The organism is Pedobacter sp. Bi126 (assembly GCF_918698245.1).
Classification (GTDB): domain Bacteria; phylum Bacteroidota; class Bacteroidia; order Sphingobacteriales; family Sphingobacteriaceae; genus Pedobacter.
The window spans coordinates 25,563-38,081 of record NZ_CAKKMS010000003.1 but is presented as its reverse complement, the minus strand read 5'-3'; the positions used below and the strand labels follow the sequence as shown (position 1 = coordinate 38,081).

Here is a 12,519-nt window from a genome sequence, read left to right as displayed (position 1 = left end):
TCATTTTTTGTACAACAACTCTTACAAAATGTTAAAGCTGTTGTAATTGATTAGGCTTTTTGCTCAATTTGCCGCGTGAAAAGATTTACCATTCTATTTTTAGCACTCTTGTTTGGCAAGCGGATGCAGGCTCAAGAGATTCAGACTTCTTCAACTGATCATACCCCAACCTCAAAAAGTTTATTTAATCCTGAGCATAAAAGGAATTTTTCGCGTAAAGGCGATTTCTTTTTTCACTGGGGATACAACAGTTCGTGGTATGGTAAAAGCGATATCAGGTTTCAAGGCCCGAATTATGATTTTACTTTAAAAGACGTAGTTGCACACGATAGACAATCGAAATTGAGCTGGGCTTATTTAAACCCTGGACTTATCACCGTACCGCAATACAATATCCGTGCAGGTTATTTTATCAAAGATAACTACAGTATCTCAATCGGTTGGGACCACATGAAATACGTAATGGACATCCCACAAACTGTAGCGATCACTGGTCACATCGGGCCAAATATTTCTCCAACCAATACACCTACAGGTAATTTGGCCGGTGATTATAACGGACAAAACATTAATGTTAAGGAGAGCATGTTAACCTACGAGCATACTGATGGTTTTAATTATGCAAATATCGAAATTGAGCGTTATGATGATATTTGGGTGGCTCCGGGCGGCAATACTTCCTTAACCTTAGAAACCGGTTTAGGTGGTGGCATGATGGTTCCGCGTTCAGATGTACGTTTGTTCGGACAGGGCAGAAATAACCACTTCAGTATTTCGGGTTATGGTGTTTCTGCAAAAGTTGGACTTAAGTTTTATGTTTGGAAAAACGTTTACCTACAAAATACCACTAAGTTCGGCGCTACCAATTTAACCAATGTGCATACCACCGGTTGGGATGAGTACGATAAGGCTAGTCAGAAGATTAACTACATCGAAAATATGTGGCTGATCGGGGTTCAGTTTTAAAAGATATGGAAGGAGGCTTAAGCCTCCTTTTTGTTTTAGGTGTGACCAATTAGCATTGGCGCACTACAGTTGTCCCGCAGATTAAAAAGATCAATGCAGAATATTCTTTTTGATTAAAAATAGCCACGGAAACTCGGAAGACACGGAGAATTTTATATATTGTCTAATTTGTCATTCTGAACGGCTGTCTTTTATTTTGGCTAAATACTGCATTACCGCATCTTCTGCCTTTTTGTTCTGTTTGATGTTTTCGGTATAAAGATCACCGCTCAGGTTTTTATAAAGCGCGGTCGCATTTTCTAACGCAGTGATTAAAGATGTTTTATTGTATTCGGCAATGGTACCTTTAAGTAGATTAAAATCTTCGGCAGGAAGCTGCGATTCTACTTTACGCACACCTCGTGGTAGGTTGTTGTTTTTGATGTGCAGTAGAGGACCAAATACTACCATCCTTAAAAAGCCGAAGAAATCTAAGGCTTCCAGATATTCGCCCCTGCCGATTTTTAAAAGGGCGTAATGCATCCAGGTCCAGAAGCGATCTTCAATCCATTGGTAATCTGGTGAAGGAAATTTAGCTTTAGTTTGATCAAGAATTTGCTGTAATTGATTGTCTCTGTCGATTAATAGCATAGGGTTTTCTACTCTTGAAGCAAATTCATCAAGAGTTAAAAACTTAATATCAACATGGAGCAATGGCTTGTCGTAAAGGCAGATCAATACGCGGGGCTCACCAACATGCTCTCCTGTAAATGCAGAAATTAAATCGCCAAGACGGCTGGCATATTGCAGCATTTTCGATTTATCTGTTGATAGTTTTTCTTTGGTCACCAAAATGAGGTCGAGGTCTGAAAATTCGTCGATTTCGTTGCTGAGCCAGGAGCCGCCCACGGCTAAACCGATAACAGATTCATCGCTTTTAAATATTTTGGTTGCATTTTGGGCAAAGAGTTGTTGTATCATGGGTAATTTTCATCTATATAGTTACTGAGTTTTAAAACTTATTAAGTTAGCAAGCATATAAAAATCATTTTTAACAAATAATTTCTATTGTACAAGGCTAAGGTCTCCCTTCATCATGATAAGATCACTTTGCATATTGTTAAGGGTAAAAAAGTTGATCAGTTCCATTAATCTTTTCTCATTATCAAAGTTTAAACTAGAATTTAATTTGCTCTGGCAATTCGAGCACAACCTTAATATACTTTTGTCAGTTTCTAACATGCTATTAGTGCCGTTCATCACACAAGATGCATAGATGCAATGCTTTAAACCGAAGATATGACCAATTTCATGTGAACTGATTTTTAACAGGCGCATTAGGCTTAATTTATAATTTTTCTCAGATAAGGGGCCGTTTTGTAATCTGAAAACAGAACTTACAGCTAATCCTTTTTGATAAGATGCTAAACCGAATACATAATTCCATTTTGGATCTGGGTATAGATCCATTTCTGTTATGCCCATAATGGCAATTGCATCTTTTGCTTTTTCTTTAGCAATTACAGTATCTCGAAGATAAGTCGCCAATAATTGTTCATGCTGTTGCGGACCAAGTCTCCTAGCGCTTGCTGGAACAGATTCATTACCAGACCGTTTTAAAATAACGGTTTTGATCTGAAAAAATATTTCTAGGTATGCTCGGCAAGCTTCAATCTCTCTTAATTGAAGGCTAGTAAAACTACCAATTGGTTTTAAATAGATAGTTTGTGTTGCTTTATTTGGTTTAAGCGGTTTTGAATTTCTAAATTCTGCCAGTGACTGTCCGGTTTCTTTATGGCTAAATAGCCAATCGCCAGCTTTGGGTTTCGGTAAAGGAACGTCATTTTTAGAAACTTTAGCGAGATAAGATGATCTTTGTCCAGAAGAACAAGATGTAAAAACTATTACTAGTATAAAGAAATAGAATGCAATTGTAATCTTTATCAATGATTTCATGATAATTTTTTCCTATAAAACTTGATTTTTACCATGACTATTACAAAAGCGAGGCAAAAAACAAATAAAATATCTACTAAAAAATTGAGCGGCTTAAAACCAAAATTCTCATAGCAATTATCGCACTTTCCAGAAAAACTATCGTAGAAAGTAAAAGGGAAACCGTATTGATCTAAACCGTCAGATGCAGCCTCCAGCTTTAATGTTGCTAAAGTAGAAATGATCAATAACAAGACAGTTAGGTATATGATTGCTTTTATGGTTTTCATTTACATATATTCTATTTTGCGAAGCAGATTGCTTCTGCTCCCGCCGACCCAGCCTCGCAAGGACGATCTAGCATAGATCGCTTTATGCTTGACGCATAGCGCCTGACTACAGTTCGTCATCCAATAATCTTCGGTGGTAATTGATCTGCCCTAAGTGATAGGCTAAATGCGTGGTAAGATGAACCAGGAAGAATTCGGTTGATGTTTTCTCCTGGAATACCAATGTTCGGTATTCGCTATTGAGCTGCTCTTCTGTTATTTTACCCACTGTTTCGTTAACCACAATTATAGTTGCTTCAATCATGTTGATAAGCTCCTGTTTAGGAACATTTTTTAATGAAAACTCCAACTCGCGGTTGCGGATGTAATTGCTGCCTCCCAGAGTTGCGCCAATGTAGGTATTGATGTTTCCGATTAAATGCAGGCAAAGGTTCCCCGCTGAGTTTGCAATGCTTTTATCTATAATCCATAAGTTCGCGTCGTTTTTATACGACTCGATTTCGGATTTTAGCTTGTTTAAGTCGCGGTTAAAAAGTGTTTTTAAGGTTTCGGTGAGCATATATAGAAATTTTAAGGGATCATTTTTTTTGCGGGCTGGGATAAAACCTGTTTCCCGGCCTTGCTAATTTCTAATAGCGCTGGCGGGGCTCCTGCTTCGCCTAAAACTGTAATGAAACAGGTGTATAAATAGTCGCCACTTTTAAATTGATAATTGTGATTGCCGCCACTACCATCAGGCGTCCATTTGCCATTGTTTAAAACCAATTTAGGTTTATCGCTCATTTTACTTTTTATTGGCCAGGAAGCATAACGGTAATTATTATTGCCTACGTCATCAATCCTGATTCTGTATTGAGCTGTTTCTAAAACTAATACAGGCTGCATAAAATTACTGATTGATGGATGCAATTTGCTTTTTTCCACATTAATTAACCTAGTTTGCTCTTTGGCTTCTAACTTTGACTGGTGGTTTACTGCAAGGAGTTTACCATCAGTGTCGAGCCATAATTCGCCGTTTAAGAGCATAATTCCGCGCCAGCCTACATCATCCCAATCTGATGAAGGCTTCGATCTAATAATTTTTTTGACTAAGTCATCATCAAAAACCTCTTTATATCTTTTTACAAATTCCTGCTTATTTTTAATGGGCGGGATCGGATAAACCCTGTTTAATGGATATTTGATTTTGTTACTCAGTTTTTCTATGGAACCGCTCTTTATTGAAGCGATAAAATTGGTAACCACAGGGAGATATTTTTTATCTAATGTTTGGCTTTGAATCGAACCGATGTTCGATATAAAAAGTACTGCTAATAATAGTTTTTTCATTGAAGAGAGGTTTTTAAGCGAATATAATAGTTTAAAGCTAAAAAGGGATCTTTCTACCCTATTACTCTACCAGCCTATGTATAAAACCCGATAAAATAGAAAATCCGATCCTAGTTGGGTTGAGGACTTGAAATGATTGCAGAAAGGTGCTGACCACGCAGTAGCTACAAGACGGTTGAAATACTATTTCTACTTGTAAAACAAGTTCAGCATGACGATGGCATTGGGAAATGGAGCTAAAAATTAATCCTTTACCAAAAAAAAACACCTGCAATTTCTTGCAGGTGTTTCTCAATTAAAAAGCTTAATTTATACTTTTCTCACTCCACCTGAGCCAACAATAGTTTTATCAACACTTGGGTTGCCAGAGTAATTTACGCTTCCTGATCCGCTGATTACGGCTCTGATGCTTTCGCTTACCGCGATGTTTATGGTTCCTGAACCACTAATGGTACTGGTTAAAGTTTTTGTAGAAAAAGATTTACCGGCAAAGGTACCTGAGCTGCTGATTACTACTTTTGCATGATCTGCACCGCCTGTAATGTTTATTGCACCAGAACCGCTAATCACACCACTGTAGTTGTCTACATCAGCGGTTGCTTTAATGCTTCCCGAACCGCTTACAGTTGTAGTTAGACTACCTGTGTTGATTTTTCCATTAACGCTTAAGTTGCCATCACCACTTACGGTTAAGCTGGCCAACTCTTTTGCTGTTACGTAAGCCGTGATTTTTTTGCCTTCGTATTTTCTAGTCCAGCTGGTAATACTGGTTTGTGGGCGGATAACCAGAACATTGCCTTTTACTTCGGTAACAATTGAGGCCAATGCATCAGCATCGCCTTCTAAACGACAGCTTTCGCTATTTCCCAAAGTTACAATTACGTTTATTGGGCCTGCTGCAGCAACTCCGTTGAAGTTTTTTACCGCTCTGTCATCGCTATTATTTTTTGAAATGTTGTGGCTGATCTGATTTTTAGCAATTACATTAATACTAGAGGTTAATGTTAAGGATGCCAATAATATTGCAAATACTTTTTTCATGGATATAGATTTTTATTTTTTAGATGAATAATGAGCTTTTTCTTATAAGACGATGATTTTGTCGAAAAGTTGCATAAGATGAAATTTATTTGGTCGATCCTTCACTTCAGGCTATGCTCGTGCTGAGGCGACTTGCGAAGTTGCCTGTGCTGGTGGCCTTTGAAACTTCGCAAGTCTGTCCGGGAGAAGCATTATCCTTTTTTGAGGTTAACATAAAACAACGGATCGTGTTTGAAATTATCTGCATTTATGCTGGCATCCACTTTAAGTGTTTTCCAATCGTTTGTAGGTTTAATCAAGGTATAAGCGCCTGTTTTTAATGTTACGCGCACAGGCATATCAAAACCTTTAACATCGGTTATCCAACGATAAGATAAAGTGCCATTGTCGATTTTATATTCTAAAACCGGGATTTTGGTAAAACGTAAATACTGATCGAAAACTTTATCCAATTTAAGCCCGCTTTGTTTGGCTATGTAATTTTCGATCTGAGCAGTGGTTACCGTTTGATGGTAAAATGTTTTGCTTAGTCCGCGAAGAATCTGTCTGAACTTTTCATCGTTATTAATTAACTGGCGAATGGTGCTAATCAGGTTTGCCCCTTTGGGATACATATCGCCTGAACCTTCTTTATTTACACCATAAGGGCCAATAACGGGAATATCGTTTTGGATGATTTTCTGTAATCCGATTACATACTCGTTTGCAGCCGCTTTATTTTCGGTACATTCGGTAAACAGTACCTCCGAATAATTGGTGAAACCTTCGTGAATCCACATATCGGCGATATCTTTTGAGGTGATGTTATTGCCGAACCATTCGTGGCCGCTCTCGTGGATGGTGATAAAATCCCATTTTAAGCCATGGCCGGTACCGCTTAAATCTTTGCCTAAATAACCTGGTTTAAACTGATTGCCATAAGCTACCGCGCTTTGGTGTTCCATCCCTAAATGTGGTGCCTGAACCAGTTTGTAGCCATCTTTGTACCATGGGTAAGGACCAAACCAATATTCGAAACATTTTAGCATGGGTTTAACATCGGCATCCCAATGTGGACGTGCTTTGGCGCTATCGGTTTGCAGCGCCCAGTAATCGATGCTGAGTTTTCCGTTTTCCCCATCGTAACTGTCTTGCCAGTGCGCATATTTGCCAATATAAAAGGTTACGTCGTAGTTGTTGATGGGATTAGCGACAAACCAATTGTATTGTTTATAACCATCCGGTTTATCTACAGTATTTCTCAGCCTTCCATTAGATATTTCCTGCAAAGTTTTAGGAACACTAATGCTGATTAACATACTATCTACCTCGTCGCTCTGGTGGTCTTTATTTGGCCACCATACACTAGCACCCAAACCCTGGCAGGCCACAGAAACAAAAGGATTGCCTGCTTCATCTTTTTTGAAGATAAAACCGCCATCCCAGGGCGGTGTTTTTGCCACCAAAGGATTTCCTGAATAAAAAACCGTGAATTTATCCTTACTATCTTTTTTAACTGCTTTCGGGAAGGTTACAAAAACTGCATTGTATTCTCGGGTAAAAGGTAAACTGGCACCTTTGTATACTACCTTATCTACTTTTAGGTTATCAAAAAGGTCAAACTGTAATTTGGTGAAATCCTGTGTGGCGGTAAAAGCAAATTCATTGCTGCCGCTTACTGTTTTCTGGTCGATATCGATCTTCACATCTAAGTGGTAATAATTAATATCGTAGCAGGTACGTAAAGGGGTAAGTGTTCCGCGGAGGCTATCGGCCCTTGAGTTTACCTGGTTTTTGCCAAGCATCTGTGCCTGTACAGCCGAAACGCTGAGGACTATGGAAAGGATGAATAGAAACTTTTTCATTTGTTATGTTTTTGTTGATCGTTAAAAACGATCGGTAATTGCACGCTCGTTAGAAACGAGCATGAGCTTATCAATTATTTTATCACATCAACTTCGATAAAACTATCGTTAAATACAGTTTGTGTAGCTTTAATATAATCGGCTTCTGTTGCTTTATATGGGTTTTCTACAAATTTTTGTGGATTACGCGCAAATAAAGGGAATGCTGTACTCTGCACCTGGATCATAATCCGGTGTCCTTTTTTAAAGGTGTGTAATACATCCTGTAGCTGAAAGTTCACATCCGTTTTCTGGTTGGCTACCAAGGCCTCGGGTTTTTCGAAACTATTGCGGAAGCGTGCAGGCATAACTTCCGAACGCACCATTTGCCAGTAATTGCTCAAAATGATATTCTTGTTTGGCATGTAAGGGTTGTTCGGCTCATCGGCAGGATAAACATCGATCAGCTTTACAATAAAATCTGCATCGGTACCTGTGGTTGCAATTTTAAGGTGCGACATAATTTCGCCTCCCAAGGTAATATCGTTATCCAATACATCGGTTTGATAAACCAACACATCTGGTCTTCTGCCCGCAAAACGTTGGTCTTCACTCATGTAATTGTGTGGCGTAAAGCCCAATGTTGTAGTTAAATCTTCGGTATATGGAACTGGCTTTAATGGATCGCTAATGTAGTTTACTGAACCAGCCGCACCGGGTGCAGTCATGCTAAGCTTACCATCTGCACCTAGATATAATTTTTGTTTAGTCGCCTTTTCAGTTGGCCATTTGGTAAAAGTTTCCCATTGTTTTTTGCCGGTATCGAACATATAGGCTTCAGGCAGGCCAGTGTTTTTATCGCCATTTCCTTTTAAGAAGTGATTAAAGAATTTAGCTTCAATTTCTTTCTGATAGAAGGTTGCAATGCTATCTCCGAAATACACATTGCTATGCATGGTATGACCGGTTTCGCGGCTCCATCTTCCGTGTCCAAATGGTCCCATTACAATCGTATTGTAGGCATTAGGGTTTTTCTTTTCGATGGTTTTATAAATGTTTAACGGGCCAGACAGATCTTCGGCATCGTACCAGCCACCAACTACCATTACCGCAGGTTTAATGGTGTTGTAATGTTTTAATAATCCACGTTTTTGCCAAAACTCATCATAGTTTGGGTGGCTAACGGTTTCTTGCCAGAAAAAATTATCCTTGTAATATTTGTCTGCATTGCTTAAAGGGCCTAAATCTAAAGCAAACTGATAACCATCTTTTGTTTTTGGAAGAATTAACTGGTTATTGTACCAGGCTTTAGAGGTAGTATCGGTTTTTTGCACACCAAATACTGGAAAAGTCATGAAATAGCTCTGCAAAAATGATCCGTTGTGGTGGAAATCATCAAAAAAGAAATCTGAAATCGGCGCTTGTGGCGATGAGGCTTTTAAAGCAGGGTGATTGCTCAAAATTCCTGCAGCAGTATAAAAGCCTGGATAAGAAATTCCCCATTGGCCAACTTTGCCGTTGTTATTGGCTACGTTTCTAACCAGCCAATCGATGGTATCGTAAGTATCAGAACCTTCATCAACCTCTTTTTTGCTTTTTTTGTTATCGATAACAGGGGTCATATTTGTCCAGGCACCTTCACTTTTCCAGCGACCGCGTACATCCTGATACACCATGATATAACCCTCTTTCATCATCAATTCTGATGGGCCTAATTTTGCAGGAAATTTATCTTCGCCATATGGGGCAACGCTATAACAGGTACGTTGCATTATCATCGGATATTTTTTATTCTTGGCGGCATCTTTAGGTGTGTAGATGGCGGTAAAAAGTTTAGTTCCATCGCGCATTGGGATATAAACTTCTTTTTTGGTGTAATTAGCTTTTGGATATCCTGTATCACTTTGCGCAAAAGCAGAAGATGCCGAAAGCAGGATAATTATTAGTTTTAAGTATTTCATTTTATTATAATAAGTTAGTTATTTATGTGTTTGGTTTGTGGTGACACGAACCAAGGCCATAGTTATTTGCTATCTATTTTAAACTCAGGCGTCATTCCCGCGTAGGCGGGAATCTTAAAGCATTATGATTCCCAATTAAGTTGGGAATGACGAACCGCGGGATTAAGAATCCAATATTTTACTTCAACACCGAAACGGTAATAAACGAACTGTTGTGCACGTCGTGATAAATTTTGTGTGTAGCTTTTTGAAAATCCTGTGGTTCTGCCTGATAGATATCCATAAATTTCTGTGGATTACGATCAGCTAAAGGGAACCATGAGTTTTGGATCTGGATCATAATTTTATGGCCTTTTTTAAAGGTATGCGCCACATCGGGTAAAGGGTAATTTACTTTTGTGATGGCACCAGGAACAAATGGCTCAGGTTTTTCGAAACTGTTACGGTATTTTCCGCGCATAATTTCTCCCCGCACCAGCATTTCGTAACCACCCATAATCAGGTTTTTAGGGTTAGGTTCTGGATTTGGTGCATCTTCAGGATAAACATCAATCAGTTTAACTACATAATCGGCATCTGTTCCAGTAGTAGAAACCACGAGATTGGCCAAAACAGGACCGGTTAAGGTAATGTCTTCTGTTAAAGCGTCGCTTTGGTAAGTTTTCACATCCGGACGGCGGGCAGCAAAACGCTGATCATCGATCATGTACTCGCGGGTACGTTTGGCCTGAATGCCATCCTGGTAAGGTACAGGATTATTGGGATCGCTCACATATTCATCCCAGCTATCGGTTCTGCCCACTTTTTCGAAACTGAGCTTTCCATTAGGTTGTAAATACAAGTTTTTGTTTTCTACTTCTTGTGGTGGCCATGTTTTGAACTTTTTCCATTCGTTACTTCCGGTTACAAAAATATTGGCTTCTGCTGCATTAAAATCGCCTTCACCTTTTAAATAATGTTTAAAGAAAGGCAGTTCGTATTGCTCCTGGTAATCGATACTGGTGGTTTTACCGAAAGGGATATCGCCGAAATAAGAACCATCACTACGTACCCAGCCGCCATGGAACCAAGGTCCTGCAACCAGGATATTATTGGCGCCGGGATTTTGTTTCTCAATTGCTTTGTAAGTATCAAAAGTTCCATAGGCATCTTCGGCATCGAAAAAGCCACCAACCACCATCACTGCAGGTTTTACGTTGGTTAAATGCGGGGTAATTAAACGTGCTTTCCAGAAGGTGTCCAGGTTCGGGTGTTTAAACAAATCATTCCAGAATTTAATACTATCTGCAAAATATTTGTCTTTTAGGTTCTTAACCGATCCAGCTTCTAAATAAAAGCGATAATTGTCTTGAATGGGAAACTGAAAACCTTTAGGTCCTTTATCTGGTGTAATCGGTTTAGGTCTCGGCACACCAAAATTGCCCATAAAACTGAAAGCATCCATTAGGAATAATGTACCACGGTGGTGGAAATCATCACCCATAAACCAATCGGTAACTGGTGCCTGAGGCGAAACGGCCTTTAGCGCAGGGTGTGCATTTGGCAATGAAGTGGTAGAATAAAACCCAGGATACGAAATGCCATAAATACCCGCATTGCCATTGTTGCCTTTCACGTTTTTAACCAACCAGTCGATGGTGTCGTAAGTATCTGTACTTTCATCAATAGCTGTTTTAGATTTTTTTCCAACCAGTTGAGGACGGATATCGGCAAAAGTGCCCTCACTCATCCATCGGCCCCTCACATCTTGATATACAAAAATAAATCCCTCACGCATCATCGCCGGAAAATTACCCAAACTCAGCTTATATTTATCTTCACCATAAGGCGCAACGGTATAGGGTGTTCGGTTAATTAAAAATGGATATTTTTTGGTTTGATTTTTGGGTATATAAATGGAAGTGAAGAGTTTAACCCCATCGCGCATGGGGATCTGGCGTTCTATTTTAGTATAGTTTTCTCTAACATATGCCGAATCGGTTTGCTGGGCTATTAATTCATTAGAAATAAACAGACAAAATAAAAGACTGAAAATTCTGGTAAGGTTCATTTAAGCTAGTTTTTAGGAATAAAATTTAAATATAGGTGATTAGTGGTTGATTAGAAAAAATAGCCCGTAAAAGGTTTGTTAGCAAAGATGGAATCATGTAAAATGGAATATTTGTGATGTATTTTGCCATTAAAATCTTCCCTTCGTCATCACTTTATCAAAATTTAGTTAAATAGTGTTAAGGGATAATCTTTTAGGAGTTTTCACCGTCATATACATAATCTACATAAACACAAAATAATGAACAGGTTATTAAATAAAGGATTGGTTGTTTTCGCTGCAGCAGCGATGATTGCAACCTTAAGTATTGAGAGCGTTTCTGCACAGCGGCCAAGTAGGAGTGGAGGTTCTTCCGGAGGTGGTAGATCTGCTTCGATAAGCCCATCAAGAGGCGGTGGTTCTATTTCCAGACAACCATCTATGCATGCGCCAAGTAGAGGTAGTTATGCACCGAGTAATGGCGGTCGTCCACCAAGACCTAATTACAGTTATAACAGACCAGGTTATCGCCCAGGTTCAGCATATGGTAGGCCAGGTTATGGTTATCGCCCGGGTTATGGAAGGCCTTATTACAGACCGTATTATAGCTATTACAATTTTTACAGGCCATTTTTAGGTTTTAGGATTGGCGTATTGCCTTATGGCTATTATCCGTTTTATTATGGCGCCAACCAGTTCTATTATTCTGGCGGATTGTTCTATCAACAAAACAACAGTCAATACGAAGTGGTAACCCCACCAGTTGGTGCTGAGGTGCCGAATTTACCATCGGATGCTAATCTGGTTACCATTAATGGTGTTGATTATTACGAATACAAAGGCGTTTATTATACCCAAAAAGAAAATGCTGATGGTAAAACTGTATATGTGGTTGCTGGAAAAGACGGTATTTTAAACACAACGGATGGTCCGGTTGATACGCATAATATAGGCGATATAATTAATCAACTACCAGAAGGATGCAGAGAAGTAACCATTAAAAACGAAAAGTATTTTGTTTCGCCTGATGATGTTTATTATGAAGAAATAGTAGATGGAACAAATATTACTTACCGTGTAATTGGTAAGTTATTTTAATCTGAGTTTTATCAGTGTCAGATGGTAACATCTGACACCACTTATAATTCCAGTAAATGTGCAGTTGG

General features: G+C 39.0%; 10 protein-coding genes. 2 read left to right on the top strand and 8 right to left on the bottom strand.

What is annotated here, in order from left to right; genetic code table 11:
* Positions 1–75 precede the first annotated feature (75 nt).
* The gene (locus LQ201_RS10215; protein ID WP_230142081.1) at positions 76–966 is read left to right on the top strand and encodes a hypothetical protein; all 891 of its coding nucleotides are present in this window, start codon (positions 76–78) and stop codon (positions 964–966) included.
* A 171-nt stretch (positions 967–1,137) separates the two neighbouring features.
* On the opposite strand, the gene LQ201_RS10210 is transcribed toward LQ201_RS10215, so the two are convergent.
* From LQ201_RS10210 to LQ201_RS10175, 8 genes are all read right to left on the bottom strand, one after another.
* Entirely contained in the window at positions 1,138–1,926 is a 789-nt protein-coding gene (locus LQ201_RS10210) for an aminoglycoside 6-adenylyltransferase (protein ID WP_230142079.1), read from the bottom strand.
* Between the two features lie 84 nt (positions 1,927–2,010).
* On the bottom strand, positions 2,011–2,901 hold the full coding sequence (locus LQ201_RS10205) for an archaemetzincin (RefSeq protein ID WP_230142077.1): 891 nt from the start codon (positions 2,899–2,901) through the stop codon (positions 2,011–2,013).
* A gap of 375 nt (positions 2,902–3,276) precedes the next feature.
* Positions 3,277–3,729, bottom strand: a complete 453-nt coding sequence (locus tag LQ201_RS10200; protein WP_230142072.1) for a DinB family protein — start codon at positions 3,727–3,729, stop codon at positions 3,277–3,279.
* Between the two features lie 11 nt (positions 3,730–3,740).
* Positions 3,741–4,499 carry a hypothetical protein gene (locus tag LQ201_RS10195; RefSeq protein WP_230142069.1) on the bottom strand — a complete coding sequence of 253 codons (759 nt, stop codon included), beginning with the start codon at positions 4,497–4,499 and terminating at the stop codon, positions 3,741–3,743.
* A gap of 309 nt (positions 4,500–4,808) precedes the next feature.
* On the bottom strand, positions 4,809–5,540 hold the full coding sequence (locus LQ201_RS10190; RefSeq protein WP_230142066.1) for a head GIN domain-containing protein: 732 nt from the start codon (positions 5,538–5,540) through the stop codon (positions 4,809–4,811).
* 191 nt (positions 5,541–5,731) lie between these two features.
* The gene (locus tag LQ201_RS10185; protein WP_230142064.1) at positions 5,732–7,384 is read right to left on the bottom strand and encodes a M1 family metallopeptidase; all 1,653 of its coding nucleotides are present in this window, start codon (positions 7,382–7,384) and stop codon (positions 5,732–5,734) included.
* A gap of 74 nt (positions 7,385–7,458) precedes the next feature.
* Positions 7,459–9,324 (bottom strand): CocE/NonD family hydrolase, encoded by a 1,866-nt coding sequence (locus tag LQ201_RS10180; RefSeq protein ID WP_230142062.1) that lies wholly within the window; start codon positions 9,322–9,324, stop codon positions 7,459–7,461.
* Positions 9,325–9,502: 178 nt separating this feature from the next.
* Positions 9,503–11,374 carry a CocE/NonD family hydrolase gene (locus LQ201_RS10175; protein WP_230142059.1) on the bottom strand — a complete coding sequence of 624 codons (1,872 nt, stop codon included), beginning with the start codon at positions 11,372–11,374 and terminating at the stop codon, positions 9,503–9,505.
* 240 nt (positions 11,375–11,614) lie between these two features.
* Between LQ201_RS10175 and LQ201_RS10170 the strand changes: the two genes are divergently transcribed.
* The gene (locus LQ201_RS10170; protein ID WP_230142057.1) at positions 11,615–12,451 is read left to right on the top strand and encodes a DUF6515 family protein; all 837 of its coding nucleotides are present in this window, start codon (positions 11,615–11,617) and stop codon (positions 12,449–12,451) included.
* Positions 12,452–12,519: the final 68 nt, after the last annotated feature.

Excerpts from the sequence above, each read along its gene's own strand:
- LQ201_RS10195 (WP_230142069.1), bottom strand. The coding sequence starts at position 4,499 with ATGAAAAAACTATTATTAGCAGTACTTTTTATATCGAACATCGGTTCG.
- LQ201_RS10200 (WP_230142072.1), bottom strand. The coding sequence starts at position 3,729 with ATGCTCACCGAAACCTTAAAAACACTTTTTAACCGCGACTTAAACAAG.
- LQ201_RS10180 (WP_230142062.1), bottom strand. The coding sequence starts at position 9,324 with ATGAAATACTTAAAACTAATAATTATCCTGCTTTCGGCATCTTCTGCT.
- LQ201_RS10210 (WP_230142079.1), bottom strand. The coding sequence starts at position 1,926 with ATGATACAACAACTCTTTGCCCAAAATGCAACCAAAATATTTAAAAGC.
- LQ201_RS10205 (WP_230142077.1), bottom strand. The coding sequence starts at position 2,901 with ATGAAATCATTGATAAAGATTACAATTGCATTCTATTTCTTTATACTA.
- LQ201_RS10185 (WP_230142064.1), bottom strand. The coding sequence starts at position 7,384 with ATGAAAAAGTTTCTATTCATCCTTTCCATAGTCCTCAGCGTTTCGGCT.
- LQ201_RS10170 (WP_230142057.1), top strand. The coding sequence starts at position 11,615 with ATGAACAGGTTATTAAATAAAGGATTGGTTGTTTTCGCTGCAGCAGCG.
- LQ201_RS10190 (WP_230142066.1), bottom strand. The coding sequence starts at position 5,540 with ATGAAAAAAGTATTTGCAATATTATTGGCATCCTTAACATTAACCTCT.
- LQ201_RS10175 (WP_230142059.1), bottom strand. The coding sequence starts at position 11,374 with ATGAACCTTACCAGAATTTTCAGTCTTTTATTTTGTCTGTTTATTTCT.